The following is a 21,631-nucleotide window of genomic DNA, read 5'->3' as shown; positions in this document are numbered from 1 at the left end:
TACAACTTTCAGATTAAGCCTACAGACGCAATCCGCTTAAATAACCGAACCACCCACCTCACAAAACAAGACAGACGAAATGATTCTTAAAAAGCAAAAATAATTATTTAACACCATCTCAAACTTATGCATTAATCCGCTCACTCCCATACAACATGGGGGACCACAACAAAATCAGCAAAAGGACAATAAAATGCAAACTGAAAAAACCATAAAAGAAAATCTTAATCGAATCACTTCTGGCCCGGACAATTTCGGGTGGGCACCGTTAGCCTGGGCGCATACTGAAGATTAATTGAAAGCACCGCGCGGCAACCGCCCTTGCCGCGCACTTCAAAATAAGGAGGGTTTTATGTCACCGCCAAATATAGCGTCGACGCTCTTCAATCATGAAGAATTTTCGATTATCGCCGACTCGAATGAATTCCTTAGAGAATGCGAGTTCTTGGGTTTCGCAACGGCCAATATTGCTCAGTTAGAGACATTCCCACAAAACAGCATCATTTTTTCTTTCAGCAACGAAGCTGCAAAAATGACATTTGAGATCGCCAAAAAAACAGAGCGCAAAAAAATCATCTTCTGCGCAACCCAAGTATTTGAGCCATCCTTAGCCGCCGCGCTATACAGCCTAAGGCTTCTGATGGGCAGCGATTTTCAGCAATCGCTCTGCTCGCAGCGAGCTGTATTGAATATGCTTAACTCCCACCGGACCTTTTCGTTATCTGGCAACGAATCCAATGCAACCGTATCTATTCTTCCCCATGCACAGCCTTATGCATTACTTGGCGAAGATGTGACCGAAAACTTCGTACAGTCCGTCGCAGAATTTTTTGAAGTTCATTACGCACATATGAACCCATTAGAGCCCTGCCCTTTTATATTCTCAGGCACGTTGAATGTTTCCGGAATACTGACTGTACTCAGAAAGCCTAACCCCGAATTACCTGCCGGTGTAAAAACATCTCTAAAATGGCTAAGCGATCGGATATCAAACGAAGAGACCTTGCTCACAATAGAAGAAAACAATATAACCTCATTGAGAATAAATAACGAAGAACATATAAAGCTTCTGGATCTGGCTGCGGGCAAACGCGGACTGAAACTTACGGAATTTGCCATCGGTGTTAACGAATCCATCTCGAACAAAATCGATTACAAAATCAACTCCCAAATGAACGAGGGAGTCAGCGGTGTTCATTTAGCTATTGGTGATGGTTCCTCTGGCTACCACATAGATTTTCTTAGCCCATCCGTGAGCGTCCATCCAACTCATTCGCTAGAATGCGCTTAATATGTAGGAGTGAGCCTGCTCGCGATAGCGTAGTGTCAGCTGATATTTTCGTCGGCTGATACACCGCCATCGCGAGCAGGCTCACTCCTACAGTTGTTTTGGGTCAGGGAGTTATTGGGTGGTGGCTTTGAGGCCGGTGAGGAGCAGGCGTTGGAAGAGGTCTTCTTTCAGGCCTTCCGGATTTGTGAGTTGCATGCGTTCGAGGTGTTCGGGGTAGAGCGATGCCTCGGGGGCGTCGAGGGCGGCTTTGCCGAGTTCGAGGATTTCGGTGAGTTTGAACTTGCTCTTCAGCCAGTTCAGCGCGCGCAGCAGATCCCGTTCGATCGCGGTGAAATCACAGCCCAGCGGATACTCCGGGAACAGGTTCGGATGCCGTGCGGCGATCGCTTGCAAACGCTGTGGTGTGTTGTCGGCGAAGCGTGGATCGAGGCGGAAATCCTTTGGCAGCTTGCCGACCTTTTGCGCTTGCTCGATCAAGCCTTGCTGGAAACGGGAATCGCTGATGTTCAGCAGCGACTCGATCACCACCGCGTCGGATTTACCGCGCAGATCAGCGATGCCGTATTCGGTCACGACGATGTCGCGCAGGTGCCGTGGGATCGTGCAGTGGCCGTACTCCCAGACGATGTTGGAACTGACGTCGCCACCGGACTCACGCCAACTGCGCAGAATCAGAATCGAACGGGCATCGTGCAACGCGTGACCCTGCGCGACGAAGTTGTACTGCCCGCCGACGCCACTGAGCACGCGCCCGTCTTCCAGTTGATCCGCCACGCCGGCGCCGAGCAAGGTCATGGTGAACACGGTGTTGATGAACCGCGCATCAAGGCGCTGCAGACGCTTGAGCTCTTCCTGCCCGTACAACTCGTTGATGTAGCTGATGCGGGTCATGTTGAATTCGAGGCGTTTGCTCTGCGGTAACTCGCGCAGGCGCTCGTAGAAACTGCGCGGGCCGAGGAAGAAGCCGCCATGCACCGAGATGCCGTCGGTCTGCGCCGACTCGTCGAGGGTGCCGGCGTTGGCCTGTTCCTGCGTCAGCACATCGGGGTAGACCTTGCGCCGGATGATCCCGGCATCCGCCAGCACCAGCAGGCCGTTGACGAACATTTCGCTGCAGCCGTAAAGGCCTTTGGCGAACGGCCCGGTGCCGCCCTCGCGGTTGATCAACTGCGCCCATTGGCTGAGGTTGATGTCGTCGAGCAACGCCTTATAACCGGCGTTATCCGCCTGACGCGCCAGCAATGCGGCGGTCAACGCGTCACCCATCGAACCGATGCCGATCTGCAACGTGCCGCCGTCACGCACCAGCGTACTCGCGTGCAAGCCAATGAAATGGTCCTGAAAGCCCACGGGCATGTTCGGCGTGGAGAACAGCGTGCTGCTGTCCTTCGCGTCGATCAGCAGGTCGAAGGTGTCGATATCGACTTCGGCATCGCCGGGCATGTACGGCAGATCGGTGTGCACCTGGCCCACCAGCAAAATGGTCTCCCCGATTTCGCGGCGCTTGGCGATCAGCGGCAACAGGTCGAGGGTGATGTCGGGATTGCAACTCAGGCTCAGTCGATCGGGATGCTCGCTGCTGCTGGCCAATAACTGCGCCACCAGATTCAGGCCAGCGGCGTTGATGTCGCGGGCGGCGTGGCTGTAGTTGCTGCTGACGTAATCCTGCTGGGCCGGTGCGCTGTTGAGCAGGCTGCCGGGCTGCATGAAGAACTGTTCGATGCGGATGTTGGCGGGCAGGTTGTCGCGGTGCAGGTCGGCGAGGAAATCGAATTCCGGGTAGTCACCGAAGACGCGCTCGACGAAGGGTTCGATGAAGCGTTTCTGCAAACCGTCGCCCAGGTTCGGCCGGCCAAGGCACAGGGCGGTGTAAATCGTCAGTTGCCGCTTGGGCAAGTCTTTGATCCGCCGGTACAGCGCGTTGACGAAGTGATTGGGCTTGCCCAGGCCCAGCGGCATGCCCATGTGGATGTGCGCCGGCAAGCGTGCCAACACGTCGTCCACTGCCTGTTCGATCGAACACAACTGCACCATCTGAAGCCTCCTGCCCGTTCCGTGAATAGGGGTAGACCGAGCTTGCCTTGAGTTTGCTGCAAAGAACAGCTTCAGAGTGAGTGTGCGCTGTTCTTGAAATGTTTTTCCGACTCGAAATTGTTGCCCTCACCCTAGCCCTCTCCCAGAGGTAGAGGGGACTGAATGGGCGATATTGGGGAGGTACGCCGACGTGAAATAACTTTGCTGAATCCATAATCGCTAAGGTCTTTCAGGTCGATGTATAGCGAAAGACACCTCGGTTGGCCCCCTCTCCCTCCGGGAGAGGGCTGGGGTGAGGGGCTCTTGAATCGCAGGCACAAAAAAACCGTCCGAAGACGGTTTTTTTCATCAGATGCACGCCTTACTTCAGGCCGGACATTTTCTCGATTGCGCCTTTCAGGTCGGCGTCGGTGCAGTCAGCGCAGGTGCCTTTAGGCGGCATGGCGTTGATGCCGGTGATGGCCTTGGCGAGGATGCCGTCGAGGCCGCCCTGGTGATCGGCGCGTTCCTTCCAGGCGGCGGTGTCGCCGATTTTCGGCGCGCCTAAAAGGCCGGAGCCATGGCACGCGTTGCAATGTTTGGCAATGATTGAGTCTGGAGTCTTCGCATCACCGCCGCCGGCAGTCGCAGCCACTTCCATCCCCTTGCACTCCTTCCCTTGCACACACACCTGGCCAACAGGCTCGAGGCGTTTGGCAATGTCGTCATTCGTCGCAGCTTGAGCGCTGACAGCCCAGAGGGCCAGTACGGTTGCTGGTGCGGCCAGCATTTTCATAATTAGGTTCACGCGTTCACCCTCAATGGTGGCTATTCACGCCTGCGGCCACGGTTCGCAGGCGGGCGGAAGTATAGCGGGTAGCCCGTCACACTGAAACAACCCCATAGTCGAAGGGGTTATACCGCACGGTAGAAAAACTCTCCGGGTGCCTTTGCCGTAATGGCCTGGCGCCTCTTTGTTAAAAATTCGCCGGCGTGGCTGCGCTGATTAGTCGCGCAGGCGCGTCGAACGGATTACGGAAACGATGCGGCTTGGTACTTTCAAAGTAGTAGCTGTCGCCGGCTTCGAGAATAAAAGTTTCCAGACCCACCACCAGTTCCAGACGACCTTCCACCAGAATCCCGGTTTCTTCGCCTTCATGGGTGAGCATTTCTTCGCCAGTATCGGCGCCCGGAGGGTAGATTTCATTGAGGAAAGCGATAGCGCGACTGGGGTGCGCGCGGCCGACCAGTTTCATGGTCACGGCGCCGTCGGAAATGTCGATCAGCTCGTTGGCCTTGTAGACGATCTGGGTCGGGACTTCCTGCAGGATTTCTTCGGAAAAGAACTCGACCATCGACATGGGGATGCCCCCCAGCACCTTTCTCAGCGAACTGATCGAAGGGCTGACGCTGTTCTTTTCGATCATCGAAATGGTGCTGTTGGTGACGCCCGCGCGTTTGGCGAGTTCACGCTGGGAAAGCCCTTTGAGCTTGCGGATCGATTGCAGTCGTTCACCGACGTCCAAGGCGGGAGCCTCCTGATGTTGTAAGAATATTGAGCGTTATCATGGCGACAGCGTTCAGTATTTACAACACTTGGCCCCCGCAGTGGCGTCAACCCTCGGAATAGAGCCTTGGCACTCGACGCAGGTTGCAGAAGATCTGGTACGGAATGGTCTCGGCCCACTGCGCCACTTCACTGGCGAGGATGTTTTTTCCCCACAACTCGACGCTCGAACCGAGGCCTGCTTCCGGCACATCGGTCAGATCGATGCAGAGCATGTCCATCGACACCCGACCGAGAATGCGGCTGCGCTTGCCAGCGACCAAAACCGGCGTACCGGTCGGCGCCTGACGCGGGTAGCCGTCGGCGTAACCCATGGCGACCACGCCGATGCGCATCGGCTTGTCGGTGATGAATTTGGCGCCGTAGCCGATCGGCTCGCCAGCGGGCAGCTCACGGACGCAGATGACTTTCGATTCCAGGGTCATCACCGGTTGCAGGCGATCAGCCACGGCGTTGGCTTCTTCGAACGGGGTCGCGCCGTAAAGCATGATGCCCGGGCGCACCCAGTCACTGTGGATCTTGGGCCATCCGAGCACGGCCGGCGAGTTGCGCAAGCTGACTTCCGCCGCCAGACCCTGACGCGCCGCTTCAAACACCGCGACTTGCTCGGTGCTGCTCTGCGCGTGCAGTTCATCGGCGCGGGCGAAGTGGCTCATCAACACAATCTTCGCCACTTTGCCGCTGGCCAACAGACGCTGGTAAGCCGCCGGATAATCCTTTGGATGTAGACCGACGCGGTGCATGCCCGAATCGAGCTTCAGCCAAACAGTGATCGGTTTGCTCAGGGATGCCTGTTCGATCGCTTCGAGCTGCCACAGCGAATGCACCACCGTCCAGAAATCATGCTCGACGATCAACGCCAGCTCATCGGCCTCGAAGATCCCTTCCAGCAACAACACTGGCGCACGAATACCCGCGGCGCGCAGCTCCAGAGCCTCCTCGATGCAGGCCACGGCAAAACCGTCGGCCTCGGCTTCCAGCGCCTGCGCGCAACGCACCGCGCCATGGCCATAGGCGTCCGCCTTGATCACGGCAAGCGCCTTGGCGCCGGTGACTTCGCGGGCAATTCGGTAGTTGTGGCGCAGGGCTTCTAGGTCGATCAGGGCACGGGCAGGACGCATGGCGGCAGACTTCTAGGCGGTCATGGGAATAAAAACCGGCGCCGACTGACGACGTGAACCGCCAACAGCGCCGGGAGAGGGATCTTTACAACGGTTACGGCAACGCGGCGACGATGGAAATCTCTACCAGAATGCTCGGCTTGGCCATCTTCGCTTCGACGGTGGCACGGGCCGGGGCGGCGCCTTTGGGCAACCACTGGTCCCAAACCGAGTTCATCCCGGCAAAGTGTGCCTCGATGTCGTTCAGGTAGATCGTCGCCGACAACAGGTGCTGTTTGTCAGTCCCGGCCAGATCAAGCAAACGCTCGATATTGGCCAGTACGTCACGGGTCTGCTGTTCAATCCCGGCGTCGAAGTCGTCGCCGACCTGCCCCGCCAGATACACGGTGCCGTTGTGGCTGACGATCTGACTCATGCGCTCATTGGTGAGCTGGCGCTGGATTGCCATGTTTTGCGGACTCCTGGATTTTGTTGCCGTAACGGGAAATATCGAGGCCTTCGGCGCTGATCTGTGGCTTTTTCTTCGCCATCAGGTCGGCCAGCAAACGGCCGGAACCGCACGCCATGGTCCAACCGAGCGTGCCGTGACCGGTGTTGAGAAACAGGTTCTTGAACGGCGTGGCGCCAACGATCGGCGTGCCGTCCGGCGTGGTCGGACGCAGACCGGTCCAGAAACTCGCTTCGGCCAGATTGCCGCCCTGAGGATAAAGGTCGTTGACGATCATCTCCAGGGTTTCGCGGCGACGCGGGTTCAGCGACAGGTCAAAACCGGCGATCTCGGCCATGCCGCCAACGCGGATGCGGTTGTCGAAACGGGTGATCGCGACCTTGTAGGTCTCGTCGAGAATAGTCGACGTCGGGGCCATTGCCGGGTTGGTGATCGGCACGGTCAGCGAGTAACCCTTGAGCGGATACACCGGGGCTTTGATGCCCAGCGGCTTGAGCAGTTGCGGCGAGTAGCTGCCGAGGGCCAGCACGTAGCGGTCGGCGGTTTCCAGCTTGCCGTCGATCCACACACCGTTGATGCGATCACCGGCGTAGTCGAGTTTCTGGATGTCCTGGCCGAAGCGGAATTCGACACCGAGCTTCACCGCCATTTCGGCAAGACGGGTGGTGAAGATCTGGCAGTCGCCGGTCTGATCGTTCGGCAGGCGCAGGGCACCGGCGAGGATGTCAGTGACACCCGCCAGCGCTGGCTCAACGCGAGCAATGCCGGCGCGGTCGAGGACTTCAAACGGTACGCCGGACTCTTTCAGCACGGCGATGTCTTTGGCGGCGTTATCCAGTTGCGCCTGGGTGCGGAACAGCTGAGTCGTGCCGAGGCTGCGGCCTTCGTAGGCGATGCCGGTTTCGGCGCGCAATTCATCGAGGCAGTCGCGGCTGTACTCGGACAGACGCACCATGCGCTCCTTGTTCACCGCGTAACGGCTGGCGGTGCAGTTGCGCAGCATCTGCGCCATCCACAGGTACTGGTCGATGTCGGCGGTGGCCTTGATCGCGAGAGGGGCGTGGCGTTGCAGCAGCCACTTGATCGCTTTGAGCGGCACGCCCGGCGCAGCCCACGGCGAGGCGTAGCCCGGCGAGACCTGGCCGGCGTTGGCGAAACTGGTCTCCATGGCCGCAGCGGGCTGCCGGTCGACCACCACCACTTCAAACCCGGCACGGGCCAGATAGTAAGCACTGGCGGTACCGATGACGCCGCTACCCAAGACCATTACGCGCATTTTTGTATCCCTCATCGCGGCAGGGCCGCGTACGTCTGTTGTTAGAGCAATGATGCGCGCAGTGTAAAAAAGAAATGCCAGTGCTTTTCACTATATAAGCGCCTATATTTGGCGACAATTCTCGGCAAAAACCCTTTTCACGGAGGCGCATCCCCTATGCGTACCAACACTCAGACCAAACGTGAGCTGGACAAGATCGACCGCAACATCTTGCGGATCCTGCAGGCGGACGGACGGATTTCCTTTACCGAACTCGGCGAAAAGGTCGGCCTCTCCACCACGCCCTGCACCGAGCGCGTGCGGCGTCTGGAGCGCGAAGGAATCATCATGGGCTACAACGCCCGGCTGAATCCGCAGCACTTGAAGGGTAGCTTGCTGGTGTTTGTCGAGATCAGCCTCGACTACAAATCCGGCGACACTTTCGAGGAGTTCCGCCGCGCGGTGCTGAAGTTGCCGCACGTGCTGGAGTGCCATCTGGTATCAGGGGATTTCGACTATCTGGTGAAGGCACGGATTTCCGAGATGGCTTCGTACCGCAAGCTGCTGGGCGACATTCTGCTGAAGCTGCCGCATGTGCGGGAGTCGAAGAGTTATATCGTGATGGAAGAGGTGAAGGAGAGCTTGAGCTTACCTATTCCGGATTGAAGATCGGTGGCGCTCCATTCGCGAGCAGGCTCGCTCCCACAGGGGAATGCATTCCAAATGTGGGAGCGAGCCTGCTCGCGAAAGCGTCGACTCGGTCCCGAGTGAACGCGTTAAACCAACACCTGCCGATTCGCCGCCATGTACTCGAAAATCTGCTTTTCAACTCGCGGATGAATCAACTCCACCGGCCGCCGCTCATTCGGGCACGGCAAGGTTTTGGTCGTGCCGAACAGCCGGCAAATCAGCGGCCGCTCCTCATATACGGTGCAGCCATTCGGCCCCAGGTGCACACAGTTCAACTCCTCCATCGCCGCATCCTGCTCGGCGCGGGTCTTGCGCGGCAGGCGCGCCATTTCTTCCGGTGAGGTGGTCACCGGCCCGCAGCAGTCATGGCAGCCGGGCACGCACTCGAACGAGGGGATCTGCTGACGCAAAGTGCGGATTTTCTGGCTGTTGCAGCTCATTGCAGCGGTGACCGAGGTGAAATAGACGGCAATTGTGCCGCAAAAGTCGCGATCCAGACACCGCAGGCCGACCAATGTTGCCCGCGCTCGGGCGTGCGGCTTATGCTCCGTCAAATTTTCTCGACACCTTAGCCGTTGGATGACGCCCATGACTGCCCGCGCCTTCACCTCCGCGAGCCAACCCCACGTTGCCTCTTATTACGCCGCCAGCAGCTTGCCGCAGCCGGATCATCCTGCGCTGCAGGGTGAAATAGTGGCTGATGTCTGCGTGGTTGGTGGCGGTTTTTCCGGGTTGAACACGGCGCTGGAACTGGCTGAACGCGGCCTCAGCGTAGTGTTGCTGGAAGCGCACAAGATCGGTTGGGGTGCCAGTGGCCGCAACGGAGGGCAATTGATTCGCGGGGTCGGTCACGGCCTCGATCAGTTCACCAACGTCATCGGCGCCGACGGCGTGCGCGAGATGAAACTGATGGGCCTGGAGGCGGTGGAAATCGTTCGCCAGCGGGTCGAGCGTTTTCAGATTGCCTGCGACCTGACCTGGGGCTACTGCGACCTCGCCAACAAACCCGCCGACCTCGAAGGCTTTGCCGAAGACGCCGAGGAACTGCGGGGCCTCGGTTATCGTTACGAAACCCGTTTGCTGCAAGCCCACGAAATGCACACGGTGGTCGGTTCCAAGCGCTATGTCGGTGGTTTGATCGACATGGGGTCAGGGCATTTGCATCCGCTCAATCTCGCATTGGGCGAAGCAGCAGCGGCGCAGCAACTGGGCGTCAAACTGTTTGAACACTCGGCAGTGACGCGTATCGATTACGGCCCTGAAGTCAAAGTCCATACAGCTCAAGGTTCGGTGCGCGCCAAGACCCTCGTGCTCGGCTGCAACGCGTATCTCAGTGATCTGAATCCGCAACTCAGCGGCAAGGTCCTGCCCGCGGGCAGCTACATCATCGCTACCGAACCGTTGAGCGAAGAACAGGCGCACAGCCTGCTGCCGCAGAACATGGCGGTCTGCGACCAGCGTGTCGCGCTGGATTACTACCGGCTCTCGGCGGATCGTCGTTTGCTGTTCGGCGGGGCCTGCCATTATTCGGGACGCGACCCGAAAGACATCGCCGCGTACATGCAACCGAAGATGCTCGAGGTTTTCCCGCAACTGGCCGGGGTGAAGATCGATTATCAGTGGGGCGGCATGATCGGTATCGGCGCGAACCGCTTGCCGCAGATTGGCCGGCTCGCGGATCAGCCGAATGTGTATTACGCCCAGGCGTACTCCGGGCACGGCGTGAATGCCACGCACCTGGCGGGCAAGTTGCTCGCCGAGGCGATCAGCGGCCAGCACAGCGGTGGCTTTGATCTGTTTGCCAAGGTGCCGCACATCACCTTTCCGGGCGGCAAGCATTTGCGTTCGCCGTTGTTGGCGTTGGGGATGTTGTGGCATCGCCTCAAAGAGCTGGTCTGAACCACCCTCTGTTGATCGTTCCCACGCAGAGCGTGGGAACGATCGGTGCCCACAGATCTCAGATCCGCCAGAACGGCTTCAACCCCTCCTCCTGCGCCTGCTCACGGGTCAGCCCGATATCCTTGAGCTGATCCGCCGTCAGCGCCAGCAATGCCTTGCGCGTGTGCAGACGATGCCACATCAGACCCCAGCGGCTCAGGCCGGACGGTGCATTACGCAGGGTCTCATTGCGCGCACGATCCTTCTGCCCAGCCTCCAGTTCCTGACTGTGTAACGTCAGCCGCACATCGCTCAAGCCGTTCATTTTCAATGCTCCTGTTTACTTGGGTAGCCAGAGATTCCATGATGCGCGGGCGAGCAAAACCATTACAGATTCAAAGCAACTGTATTAACTCCATACAGATTTACCGCTTTGCAGACTGAATTGACGATTTTTCTCGCATCTGTACTGGTCTTCCGAAAACCCTGCACCGAGGCAGCGCCATGACCCTCTACGTAAACCTCGCCGAATTGCTCGGCACGCGCATCGAACAAGGCTTCTATCGCCCCGGCGACCGCTTGCCGTCGGTACGTGCCTTGAGCGTTGAACACGGGGTCAGTCTGAGCACGGTGCAGCAGGCCTATCGCATGCTCGAAGACAGCGGACTGGCCACGCCGAAACCCAAGTCCGGCTACTTTGTGCCAGTCGGTCGCGAACTGCCGGAACTGCCCGTCGTCGGCCGCCCGGCGCAACGGCCGGTGGAGATTTCGCAGTGGGATCAGGTGCTGGAATTGATTCGCGCAGTGCCGCGCAAGGATGTCGTGCAACTGGGTCGCGGCATGCCCGACATCAGCTCGCCGACCATGAAACCGTTGCTGCGCGGCTTGGCACGAATCAGCCGTCGCCAAGACATGCCCGGTCTGTATTACGACAACATCCACGGCACCCTCGAACTGCGCGAACAGATTGCCCGGTTGATGCTCGATTCCGGCTGCCAGTTGAGCGCCAGCGATCTGGTCGTGACCACCGGTTGCCACGAAGCGCTGTCCACCAGCATCCACGCAATCTGCGAGCCGGGCGACATCGTCGCGGTGGATTCGCCGAGCTTCCACGGCGCCATGCAGACCCTCAAAGGTCTGGGCATGAAAGCCCTGGAAATCCCCACCGACCCACTCACTGGCATCAGCCTCGAAGCGCTGGAACTGGCGCTTGAGCAGTGGCCGATCAAAGTCATCCAGCTCACCCCGAACTGCAACAACCCGCTCGGCTACATCATGCCGGAGTCGCGCAAACGCGCGCTGCTCACCCTTGCCCAGCGCTTCGACGTGGCGATCATCGAAGACGACGTGTATGGCGAACTGGCCTACACCTATCCGCGCCCGCGCACGATCAAATCCTTCGACGAAGACGGTCGCGTACTGCTCTGCAGTTCGTTTTCCAAAACCCTGGCGCCGGGGCTGCGCATCGGTTGGGTCGCGCCGGGGCGATACCTCGAGCGCGTGCTGCACATGAAATACATCAGCACCGGATCGACCGCGCCACAACCGCAGATCGCCATTGCCGAATTCCTCAAATCCGGCCATTTCGAACCGCATTTGCGGCGGATGCGTTCGCAATACCAGCGCAATCGCGACGTGATGATCGATTGGGTGACGCGCTATTTCCCCGCCGGAACCCGCGCCAGCCGTCCACAGGGCAGCTTCATGTTGTGGGTTGAATTGCCGGAAGGTTTCGACACGCTGAAACTGAATCGTGCACTGCTCGACCAAGGCGTACAGATTGCCGTCGGCAGTATCTTTTCTGCCTCGGGCAAGTACCGCAATTGCCTGCGCATGAACTACGCGGCCAAACCGACAGCGCTGATTGAAGAGGCGGTGCGCAAGGTCGGTGCGGCGGCGATCAAACTGCTCGCCGAGTCCGAGCTCAGTCCAGTCTGAACACGCCTTCGCCGTCCAGTCGGGTCAGATCCGCGACCCGGCTGGCCTCGTTGCTGATTTGCCCCTCGACTTCGAATTCGATATCCAGGCGTCTGCCGCTCGCCAACAGTGGCAGAAGGCGTTCGCCGGGGCGCAACACGTCGTACTCCCCTGCCCTTTGCGTGACAACACCGTCGACGCGCACCGCCATCACCTTCAGCCGCAACGTGCCAATGCCGAAGCGATAACGCTCGGCGTCAGCCCCCGGCGCATCGAAACGCAATGTCAGCGGTGACGCCTGATCGCAGACAACCTGCACTTGCACGCGGCGACTGCCAAAACTCAGTTCATTGGCACCGGCACTTTGCTGCAACAACGCGCCCCGGTCGGTCAGGCCAAAATCAAACGCAGGCGGACTGACTCGCACCTCGCACGCCTGGTTCTGCGCCCACGCCGCCGTGCAGCACAGCCACAGCATTGCCACACTCGAAACGTTGAAAACTGTCATCGGAAAATTCCTCATCACGCGTCACTGCAACGCGCGGACGCAGATTCGTAAAGCTCATCGGGATCGGCTTCTTCAGCCAGTTCGAAGGTCAGATGACAGCGCGAGCCATCGGCCTTTTGCACGTGCAACGCAGCGTCCGCCTGAATGTCGGAAAGAAAAATCCGTCCGTCATCGAGCACGCTGGTGACGTAGCGGCCCTGCTCATCAAACACCCCGAAACCCTTGCCGACGACTTGATCATCGGCCGTGTGTGCGTGCAGCAAGACGCGCCGGGACGTGGCCATCTGAAACTCCAGTCGCTGCACCGAACCGCGCGCCGCTGCGATCTCGCGGTAGCCGTTGAGCACGTCGACATTGCGCGCCAGGCTCGCGGTGTCGATCTCCACCCGCGTGTTGCGATAGGCCGGCACGCTGGCCACCACCGCGCGCCCGGCGGCGTCCGTCCACACCGGCCCGTAAGGCGTGCGCAACTTGACCCCGGCGGCATCCCCGGCCTTGAGCAGGGCAAAGGTCTCGCGCACGGTGTAGGGCGATAAGGTCAGGCCTTCGCTGTGCAACGCGACGCCGCCCCTTGCGCCGAAGTCGTAACCGGTCGAACCGGAGCCGCGCTGCGAATAACCCAGATCAACCTGGGTGTAACGCGGCAGCAGGTTGAGCCGGCCACTGACATCCGCCTCGCCGTTTTCCGGGCGCTCGACCGTGGCGCTGTAGGCCACGGCGTCGTTGATCTGCTGATTCAGACGCAAGCCGCTGCGGGTGCCGCTGAGGTCGTCCTTGCGGACAAAACTGCGCAGCGCGCCGCTGCGACCCATCGGCACGCTGACCGTCAGATAGGTCGCAAAACCACGGCTGTCATGCGCCGAACCGCCCATGTCACGCTCCAGACTCAACGACACGCTGGTGCGCTGAAACATCCGTGACCACGAGGCGCTGAGGCGCGAACTGGTGTCGTCTTCAAAATCGGTGAAGCGTGAAAATCCACCGGAAAATGATCCCAACAGTAGGCTCGCGCCGCTGAGCCCCAGCGTCATCTGGTTGCGAATGCGTTGATCCGGTTGATCGGTGTCGCGATTCCACGTGGTATCGGACAACGTGCGAAAACCCTGCACTTGCTGAGTGACCGACAGGTTCGCCGAGACGCGCTCGGTCAGCGCCGTGCTCAGGCTGAGCTGAAACTGCGCACCTACCTGATCTTCGCGACGGGCGCGGGACACCACCTGACGCAGTCCCAACGCTGTGCGTGGCAACAACGGAATTTGCAGCGCCATCCCGGCCGATTGATAGTCGCTGCCGAGCATCGCTCCCGCCGTCAGTTGCTTGCCGGCGGCCAAACGCCAATCCTTGCTCGCGGCGACAAAATCAGGCGCGTCGCGATCATCGCGGGCATAGCGACGAACGCGTCCCGCCGTCACCGCGAAACCCGGCTGGCGGCCCGGCGCCAAACCACCAAGGCTGTCTCCGGGAACGATAAAACTGCGTTGCTGGCCATCCTCTTCGTACACGGTGACTTCCAGATCCAGGCTCTGGCTGAGCAGCGGCAGACCCACCAGCGAAAACGGCCCTGGCGGCACCAGCGTGGTGTAGATCAGCGCGCCGTTCTGCCGAACCTCGACCCGGGCGGCGGAATAAGCGATGCCCTCGACGTGGGCGCCTTCACTGTCCGCCTCCAGCTCCCCCAACGCGGCTTCAGGCTGCAATTGCACACCGGTGAAAGCCTCGCCGGCAAACAATGGCGAGGCCATGTTGAGCTGACCGAGTTGCATGTTGGTTTGCAGCGACTCGAAGGTGCGCGAAGCGTAGGCATACAGATGCTCGGTCTGGCTGCTGCCCTCGAACGCCGCGTAGGACTGACGGCTGCGCAGCGCCCAGTCGTTGATGTTCAAACCCAGCTCGGTGTTGAGGCTGCGGTAGTGTGTGGTCTGGCCAACGTACTCGTTGCCCAGCACCAGCGCGTCGTAGTTGAACAGCGCAGCGCTGCCACCGTGCGCGTAGTTGCGACGCGCCGCAGCCGTCGGCGCCACGAGCCCGGTGGGCAGCAGCAGTTCGATCTGTTCCTTGCCCGGATCAAGCCGCGCGATCACGCCGTCGAAGCTGTCGACGAAGCGCCTGCAATCAAGGTTCGGCAACGCCTCGACGCGCATATTTGCCTGTTCGAGCAACGTTTCGGTGGCACACAACTCGCCCTGCTCGTCGAACGTCGCCAGCACTCGTCCTTTCGGCACACCGTTGACGCTGAGCAGCACCGAATGCGTCCCCTGCTGAAAGCGCGGCGCGTCCTGAAAGTATTCCGCCAGTTGCAGATCGAGCCCACGGGCGCGCAACACGTTCGGGTCGAAGGTGACCGACTCGGCGCAGGCATTCGCCGACGCCAACAGGCTGAGCAGCGCAAGGCTGTGACGGTAACTCATTCACCGGTCACCAGCGGCGCATCGAAATTGCCGGCAGCGAAACCGTACATCGTCGCCGGGTACAGACGCACTTGAGTCGCCGTCGCGGGCAGCGGCGATGCGGACGTCAGACGCAGTTTTTCGCCGGGCAAAATGTAGCTGCGGCCCAGGTCCACCGAAGCATCGCCGGGCAGCAGATTGACGGTATTGGCCAGACGCACCACATAAGGGCTGGGATTGCTGACCTGCAGTTGAGTGTCCTGCACTGACCACTTCAGCAGCGTCCATGGCTGGCGTTCGATGGGCAGGTTTTTCGGGCGCAGAATGGCGGGAATGTTCTGTTTTACGGTCAGGCTGACCCGCGCATTACCGCCCTTTTCCAGCGGCTGAATGCCTTCGAAAATCACCCGTTTCAGGCGCTCGGTTTGCAGCGGCTCAGCGCTACGCAGAATGAATCGCACCAGTTGCGTGCCACCGCTTTCCACCCGGGCTACTGGCGGGGTCAGCAGCAACAGCAGCTCGGTGTCTTCCGGGACATTTTCAATGCTCGTGTGCAGGAGAGCCGGGAGCGGTTCAGTGTTGGTGATGTTGATACTGGCTTCGCCGGTGGACTCTTCGAGAATCAGGATCGGCGTTTGCGGCACCATGCCGGCGGCGTCGGCCACGGATGTTGCGCTCGATAGAAGCAGCACCGCCATCAGGGCGGTGGTTGAAAAACGTTGAATTTGAGGCATGACGATTCCCTGGCGCCCCATTTTTCGCACCGTCGGCGCAAGGGCCCATCGTTGAAACACAAACGTAAAAAGGTGCGCCTGTAGCGCAAAAAAACGACGCACCGCAAGGACTGCGGCGCGTGCTTGATCAGGTCGAGAGTGTGCTCACGACATCCCTGGACTCAGAGGTAAACCAGCTCGAACGTCGCGGAGCCGTCCAGAGTGATGTCCGAGCCTGTAGGCAGCGCATTGGCCGGGCCGACGACTGGAACCAGTGTCATTGGGAGGGTGTGGATGCGGCCGTTGCTTGGGCCTTCAGCGATGCTGCGTCCCCAGGAATAGTGAATATAGCCGCCACCCGAAGCGGTTTTGCCCACCAGCGTCGCGGAAGGCTGATGCCATGTCGGCCCGCCGATACCACCACCTTGCTGATACATCAGGGTCATCGATGAACTGTCCACGGTTGGCGTGCCATGTCTCAAGCCATACCCGCCAATTTTCACTCCGCTGGCAGCGCCCATTCCGTAGATGTACATGTTTTCTGCACGGCCATCGATGGTGATACCGTCCAACTGTGTGGCGGCCTGGTTGTCATGTACTTTTACGGCTACAGGCACCTGACCATTGCAGGTCATGCTCAGCGTAATATTTTTCAAAGCCAACTCGGTTTGCGCATTGGCATTCAAATCCGCCGCCGAGATCTTGCCCAGATCAACAAGGCTGCCCCCGGCAAAACTTGGCGTGCACGCGGTAGGAATAATCGTGCCACTCAGCGTGAGGCTGGCACTTTCTGCGAGGGCAAGAACAGGCAACACCGTAGCCACCACCGTGGCGCTGATGAAAAGCTTTTTCATGAGAAATTCTCGTTCCGTAAGAATTAAAAGGACGACAGCAAGTAGCGCATCGTCTGGCGTGAAATAGCGAAAATTCCTGCCTGACAACGCCCGGCCATTATTGCGATTTGCCCGTGTTTCCGATGTAAGACGAAGTTACAAAGCACCCAGAGAAAATTCGCCTGAGGCCGTAGCTGACAGGAGTAGGAGAAATGCCCTACTTCAAAAATTCTCTTTTCCTGCCCGTCGGCCATTGCCTACACAGCGCTCAAACCGGGCGGTTCCCCACGGCAGATTTTTCCTGAATCAAACGCCGCCGATGACGGTCATAACCCGTGCCATACTCCGATCCCTACTCACACGCGGAATGATCCGACTTGCGATCCAGCCCTCTCCTGCTTCTGATCTTCGTGTTGTCGCTCGCCGGCTGCGCCAGTGTCGATGTGCAACGCGAGCCCAGCCAGGCCTTGCCGGCCAGCAGCTCGGCTTTTGGCCGTTCGATTCAGGCTCAGGCCGCGCCGTATGAAGGCCGCTCCGGCTTCCGCCTGCTGTCCAACAGCACCGAATCTTTCACTGCCCGCGCCGAGCTGATCCGCCACGCGCAGGTCAGCCTCGATTTGCAGTACTACATCGTCCACGACGGCGTCAGCACGCGAATGCTCGTCGAGGAATTGCTCAAGGCTGCCGACCGTGGCGTGCGCGTACGCATCCTGCTCGACGACACCACCAGCGATGGTCTCGACCAGATCATCGCCACGCTGGCGGCGCATCCGCAGATCCAGATTCGTCTGTTCAACCCGCTGCATCTGGGCCGCAGTACCGGCGTGACCCGCGCGGCCGGGCGCCTGTTCAACCTGTCGTTGCAGCACCGGCGCATGCACAACAAATTGTGGTTGGCGGATAACAGCGCGGCCATCGTCGGCGGGCGCAATCTGGGCGATGAGTATTTCGATGCCGAGCCGAACCTGAATTTCACCGACATCGACATGCTCAGCATGGGGCCGGTGGCCGAGCAGCTCGGGCACAGTTTCGATCAGTACTGGAACAGCGCGCTGAGCAAGCCGATCGAGGAATTCCTCTCCAGCAAACCGTCGGCCAAGGACCTGCAGAACACCCGCACGCGCCTGGAAGAATCGCTGGAAGAAACCCGCCAACAGAATCACGCGCTGTATCAGCAGTTGATGACTTTCACCACCGAGCCGCGCATGGACATCTGGCGCAACGAGCTGATCTGGGCGTGGAATCAGGCGTTGTGGGACGCGCCGAGCAAGGTGCTCGCCAAGGACGAGCCGGATCCGCACTTGCTGCTGACCACGCAACTGGCGCCGGAACTGAACAACGTCAGCAAAGAGCTGATCATGATTTCGGCGTACTTTGTGCCGGGGCAACCGGGGCTGGTCTATCTGACCGGGCGCGCCGATGCCGGCGTCTCCGTGAGTCTGCTGACCAACTCACTGGAAGCCACCGACGTGCCGGCGGTGCACGGTGGGTACGCGCCGTATCGCAAGGCGCTGCTGGAACACGGTGTGAAGCTATATGAGTTGCGGCGCCAGCCTGGGGATAACGATGGCAGTGGCCCGCATGTGTTTTACAGCAAGTCGTTTCGCGGTTCGGATTCGAGTTTGCACAGTAAGGCGATGATTTTTGATCGACAGAAATCGTTTATCGGCTCGTTCAACTTTGATCCGCGCTCGGTGTTGTGGAATACCGAGGTCGGGGTGCTGGTGGACAGTCCAGAACTGGCTGAGCATGTGCGTGAGTTGGCGTTGCAGGGTATGGCCCCGGCGTTGAGTTATCAGGCGAAATTGCAGGACGGGAACATCGTCTGGGTCACTGAAGACAATGGTCAGATGCATACGCTGACCAAGGAGCCGGGGAGTTGGTGGCGACGGTTTAATGCGTGGTTCAGCACCAGCGTCGGCCTGGAACGCATGTTGTGATCAAACAGAGAACTCTGCTCTAGAGGGCTTTTGTGGCGAGGGGATTTATCCCCTCGCCACAGGTATCAGTGCTTCAAACTCCTCGTCAGGCAGGTTCTGTCACCGGGCCGAATGCCCCTTGGCGCAACAGCAAAATCACCAACCCAAACGCCCCGATCGCCATCAACAGCGGCAACGCATGCCCGCTGATCCACTGGCTCCCCGCCCCCGCCGCCAAAGGCCCGATCAAACAACCCACGCCCCACAGCTGCGCGATATGCGCATTCGCCCGCACCAGCGCATCGTCGCGATAACGTTCGCCAATCAAAATCAACGACAGCGTGAACAGGCCGCCAGCGCTGGCGCCAAACAGCACCCACAACGGCCAGATCAGCAGCGTATCGAGCAACAGCGGAATCGCCAGACTCGACAACATCAACACCACCGCGCAGCCGGCAAACAGCGTGCGTCGCGACAGGTAATCGGCCAACGCGCCAATCGGCAGTTGCAGCAACGCATCGCCGACCACCACGGTGCTGACCATCGCCAGCGCGATTTCAGCGGTGAAGCCCTGTTGCAGGCAATACACCGGCAGCAACGTCAAAATCATCGCCTCGAACGCTGCGAACAATGACACCGCCCAGGCAATCGCCGGCAGCTCACGCGCAAACCCCCATAGATCGCGAAACGTCACGCTGCTCGCTTCACTGCTCGGCGCACCGCTGCGGCCCAACAACAGCAACGGCGAAACCAGCAGCAGGCCGACGCCCACCCAGAATCCGTAATCCTCTTCGGTGCCAAGCGCACCCAGCAGCAATGGGCCAGACAGCTGGCTCAACGCATAACTGCTGCCATACAGCGCCACCAGACGACCGCGCCAGTGCTCGACCACCAGTTGATTGATCCAGCTCTCGCCGAGGATGAACACGATGGTCAGGATCACGCCGATCATCAGGCGCAGCACCAGCCAGATCGGGTAGCTCGGCAATAACGCCAGCAAGCCGATCGACAACGCGCCCGCCCACAGGCACAGGCGCATCAGATTGGCCGTGCCGAAGCGCGCCGCCAGATGACTGGAAATCTTCGCGCCCAACAACACGCCAATCGCTGGCATCGCTGCCATTACACCGATGGCGAAGGAACCGTAACCCCAACCCTCCAGGCGCAACGACACCAACGGCATACTGACCCCCAGGGCCAGACCGACACTCAAGACAGACGCCAACACGGCGAAATACGTCGCCCACCGCATGTTCCACGCTCCTGTGGATAATTATTTTTTGGAGGCCACATCAAACAAATGTGGGAGCGAGCCTGCTCGCGAATACGGCTGCACATTCAGCACATGGGCTGACTGATACACCGCTTTCGCGAGCAGGCTCGCTCCCACAGGGATCTGCTTCGTCTGGAGGTTCTGCTCTTGCGAACAGACCCTCCTAACGGCTTACAGCTTGATCCACGTCGCCTTCAGCTCGGTGTACTTGTCGAACGCGTGCAGCGACTTGTCGCGGCCGTTGCCCGACTGTTTGAAGCCGCCGAACGGCGCAGTCATGTCGCCGCCATCGTACTGATTGACCCACACGCTGCCGGCACGCAGGGCCTTGGCAGTCAGGTGCGCCTTGGAGATGTCCTGGGTCCAGACCGCAGCGGCCAGGCCGTACGGCGTGTCGTTGGCGATCTGGATCGCTTCTTCAGCGGTATCGAAAGCGATGACCGACAGCACTGGCCCGAAGATTTCTTCCTGAGCGATCTTCATCGCGTTGCTCACGCCGTCGAAAATCGTCGGCTCAACGTAAGTGCCACCGGTTTCCTGCAGAATGCGCTTGCCGCCAGCCACCAGTTTGGCGCCATCGGTATGACCGGATTCGATGTACGACAGCACAGTGTTCATCTGCTGCGTGTCGACCAGCGCACCAACGTTGGTGGCCGGATCCAGCGGGTTGCCCGGCTTCCAGGTTTTCAGTGCCTCGATCACCATCGGCAGGAATTTGTCCTTGATCGAACGCTCGACCAGCAGACGCGAACCGGCGGTGCACACTTCGCCCTGGTTGAAGGCGATGGCGCTGGCGGCGGATTCGGCAGCAGCCTGCAAATCCGGCGCATCGGCAAAGACGATGTTCGGGCTCTTGCCGCCGGCTTCGAGCCAGACGCGTTTCATGTTCGACTCGCCGGAGTAGATCATCAGTTGCTTGGCGATCTTGGTCGAACCGGTGAACACCAGCGTGTCGACATCGTTGTGCAGGGCCAGCGCCTTGCCGACGGTGTGGCCGTAGCCCGGCAGCACGTTGAGCACGCCTTTCGGAATACCGGCTTCAACAGCCAGCGCGGCGATGCGGATGGCGGTCAGCGGGGATTTTTCCGACGGCTTGAGGATCACCGAGTTACCGGTCGACAATGCCGGACCGAGTTTCCAGCAGGCCATCATCAATGGAAAGTTCCACGGTACGATGGCGCCGACCACCCCCACTGGCTCGCGGGTTACCAGACCCAGTTGATCGTGCGGCGTGGCCGCGACTTCATCGTAAATCTTGTCGATCGCTTCACCGCTCCAGCTCAGCGCTTGCGCCGCGCCCGGGACGTCGATGTACAGCGAATCGCTGATCGGCTTGCCCATGTCGAGGGTTTCGAGCAGGGCCAATTCTTCGGCGTGCTGCTTGAGCAGGCCGGCAAAACGGATCATGGTGGCTTTGCGTTTGGTCGGCGCCAGGCGCGACCAGACGCCGGAATTGAAGGTGGCGCGGGCATTTTCCACGGCGCGCTGTGCGTCGGCGGCGTCGCAGCTGGCAATCTTGCCGAGCAGACGGCCATCGACCGGGCTGATGCACTCGAAGGTCTCGCCGGAGACGGCGTCGGTGTATTCGCCATTGAGGTAGGCGCGGCCTTCGATTTTCAGGTCGCGGGCGCGTTGTTCCCAGTCGGCACGAGTCAGGGTGGTCATTTCGAGTGTCCTCCGCTTGTTGAATACGAGCGCCGCGCGATCTTCGCCAGCGTCCTCAGGAATTCTGCCCGGCCAGCCGGTTTTTCGGCCAGAGGCACCCGCCACCCTAAACCAGCGGCCGGGGTTGTTTCAATATATTTGACATAAGGTGGC

General features: G+C 59.7%; 19 protein-coding genes. 5 read left to right on the top strand and 14 right to left on the bottom strand.

Annotated elements, in window-relative coordinates; all coding sequences use genetic code 11:
* Positions 1–352 precede the first annotated feature (352 nt).
* Positions 353–1,291, top strand: a complete 939-nt coding sequence (locus tag ACOYXJ_RS10415; protein ID WP_460369327.1) for a hypothetical protein — start codon at positions 353–355, stop codon at positions 1,289–1,291.
* Between the two features lie 111 nt (positions 1,292–1,402).
* Here ACOYXJ_RS10415 and ACOYXJ_RS10410 read toward each other — a convergent pair whose 3' ends face one another.
* From ACOYXJ_RS10410 to dadA, 6 genes are all read right to left on the bottom strand, one after another.
* Complete coding sequence (locus ACOYXJ_RS10410) at positions 1,403–3,325, bottom strand: acetyl-CoA hydrolase/transferase C-terminal domain-containing protein (RefSeq protein ID WP_460369325.1); 1,923 nt, start codon at positions 3,323–3,325, stop codon at positions 1,403–1,405.
* Between the two features lie 361 nt (positions 3,326–3,686).
* Positions 3,687–4,100 carry a c-type cytochrome gene (locus ACOYXJ_RS10405; RefSeq protein WP_460373118.1) on the bottom strand — a complete coding sequence of 138 codons (414 nt, stop codon included), beginning with the start codon at positions 4,098–4,100 and terminating at the stop codon, positions 3,687–3,689.
* Between the two features lie 181 nt (positions 4,101–4,281).
* A complete protein-coding gene (locus tag ACOYXJ_RS10400; protein WP_007920393.1) occupies positions 4,282–4,830 on the bottom strand; it encodes a cupin domain-containing protein in 549 nt (182 codons plus the stop codon).
* Positions 4,831–4,918: 88 nt separating this feature from the next.
* The gene (gene alr, locus ACOYXJ_RS10395) at positions 4,919–5,992 is read right to left on the bottom strand and encodes an alanine racemase (RefSeq protein ID WP_460369323.1); all 1,074 of its coding nucleotides are present in this window, start codon (positions 5,990–5,992) and stop codon (positions 4,919–4,921) included.
* Positions 5,993–6,086: 94 nt separating this feature from the next.
* On the bottom strand, positions 6,087–6,440 hold the full coding sequence (locus ACOYXJ_RS10390; protein WP_038359209.1) for a RidA family protein: 354 nt from the start codon (positions 6,438–6,440) through the stop codon (positions 6,087–6,089).
* Positions 6,412–7,716 carry a D-amino acid dehydrogenase gene (gene dadA / locus ACOYXJ_RS10385; protein WP_095113224.1) on the bottom strand — a complete coding sequence of 435 codons (1,305 nt, stop codon included), beginning with the start codon at positions 7,714–7,716 and terminating at the stop codon, positions 6,412–6,414. Before dadA ends, ACOYXJ_RS10390 begins: the two co-directional genes overlap by 29 nt.
* A gap of 156 nt (positions 7,717–7,872) precedes the next feature.
* On the opposite strand from dadA, the gene ACOYXJ_RS10380 reads away from it, so the two are divergent.
* Positions 7,873–8,361, top strand: a complete 489-nt coding sequence (locus ACOYXJ_RS10380; RefSeq protein ID WP_003177284.1) for an Lrp/AsnC ligand binding domain-containing protein — start codon at positions 7,873–7,875, stop codon at positions 8,359–8,361.
* Positions 8,362–8,471: 110 nt separating this feature from the next.
* On the opposite strand, the gene ACOYXJ_RS10375 is transcribed toward ACOYXJ_RS10380, so the two are convergent.
* Positions 8,472–8,825, bottom strand: a complete 354-nt coding sequence (locus ACOYXJ_RS10375; protein WP_064389779.1) for a YkgJ family cysteine cluster protein — start codon at positions 8,823–8,825, stop codon at positions 8,472–8,474.
* A gap of 148 nt (positions 8,826–8,973) precedes the next feature.
* Here ACOYXJ_RS10375 and ACOYXJ_RS10370 point away from each other — a divergent pair, with 148 nt between their 5' ends.
* A complete protein-coding gene (locus tag ACOYXJ_RS10370) occupies positions 8,974–10,284 on the top strand; it encodes an NAD(P)/FAD-dependent oxidoreductase (protein WP_460369320.1) in 1,311 nt (436 codons plus the stop codon).
* Between the two features lie 58 nt (positions 10,285–10,342).
* Here ACOYXJ_RS10370 and ACOYXJ_RS10365 read toward each other — a convergent pair whose 3' ends face one another.
* Positions 10,343–10,588 (bottom strand): DUF1127 domain-containing protein, encoded by a 246-nt coding sequence (locus ACOYXJ_RS10365; protein ID WP_460369318.1) that lies wholly within the window; start codon positions 10,586–10,588, stop codon positions 10,343–10,345.
* A 179-nt stretch (positions 10,589–10,767) separates the two neighbouring features.
* Between ACOYXJ_RS10365 and ACOYXJ_RS10360 the strand changes: the two genes are divergently transcribed.
* Positions 10,768–12,201 (top strand): aminotransferase-like domain-containing protein, encoded by a 1,434-nt coding sequence (locus tag ACOYXJ_RS10360; protein ID WP_150793803.1) that lies wholly within the window; start codon positions 10,768–10,770, stop codon positions 12,199–12,201.
* Here the strand turns inward: ACOYXJ_RS10360 and ACOYXJ_RS10355 are convergent.
* The 4 genes from ACOYXJ_RS10355 to ACOYXJ_RS10340 form a co-directional block, all read right to left on the bottom strand.
* The gene (locus ACOYXJ_RS10355; protein ID WP_460369316.1) at positions 12,188–12,688 is read right to left on the bottom strand and encodes a DUF1120 domain-containing protein; all 501 of its coding nucleotides are present in this window, start codon (positions 12,686–12,688) and stop codon (positions 12,188–12,190) included. The two genes, ACOYXJ_RS10360 and ACOYXJ_RS10355, sit on opposite strands and share 14 nt — an antisense overlap.
* 14 nt (positions 12,689–12,702) lie before the next feature.
* Positions 12,703–15,096, bottom strand: a complete 2,394-nt coding sequence (locus tag ACOYXJ_RS10350; protein WP_460369314.1) for a fimbria/pilus outer membrane usher protein — start codon at positions 15,094–15,096, stop codon at positions 12,703–12,705.
* On the bottom strand, positions 15,093–15,809 hold the full coding sequence (locus tag ACOYXJ_RS10345; protein ID WP_150793806.1) for a fimbria/pilus chaperone family protein: 717 nt from the start codon (positions 15,807–15,809) through the stop codon (positions 15,093–15,095). Before ACOYXJ_RS10345 ends, ACOYXJ_RS10350 begins: the two co-directional genes overlap by 4 nt.
* 161 nt (positions 15,810–15,970) lie before the next feature.
* Positions 15,971–16,642: a DUF1120 domain-containing protein gene (locus tag ACOYXJ_RS10340; protein ID WP_150793807.1), complete on the bottom strand. Its 672-nt coding sequence runs from the start codon at positions 16,640–16,642 to the stop codon at positions 15,971–15,973.
* A gap of 356 nt (positions 16,643–16,998) precedes the next feature.
* Here ACOYXJ_RS10340 and ACOYXJ_RS10335 point away from each other — a divergent pair, with 356 nt between their 5' ends.
* Positions 16,999–18,561: a phospholipase D family protein gene (locus ACOYXJ_RS10335; RefSeq protein WP_150793808.1), complete on the top strand. Its 1,563-nt coding sequence runs from the start codon at positions 16,999–17,001 to the stop codon at positions 18,559–18,561.
* 85 nt (positions 18,562–18,646) lie between these two features.
* On the opposite strand, the gene ACOYXJ_RS10330 is transcribed toward ACOYXJ_RS10335, so the two are convergent.
* Positions 18,647–19,792, bottom strand: a complete 1,146-nt coding sequence (locus tag ACOYXJ_RS10330; RefSeq protein ID WP_150793809.1) for an MFS transporter — start codon at positions 19,790–19,792, stop codon at positions 18,647–18,649.
* 192 nt (positions 19,793–19,984) lie between these two features.
* The gene (locus ACOYXJ_RS10325; protein ID WP_122596715.1) at positions 19,985–21,478 is read right to left on the bottom strand and encodes an aldehyde dehydrogenase; all 1,494 of its coding nucleotides are present in this window, start codon (positions 21,476–21,478) and stop codon (positions 19,985–19,987) included.
* Positions 21,479–21,631: the final 153 nt, after the last annotated feature.

It is taken from the genome of Pseudomonas sp. Tul2A7 (assembly GCF_054790505.1).
This window is presented reverse-complemented; position numbering and strand designations above follow the sequence as displayed.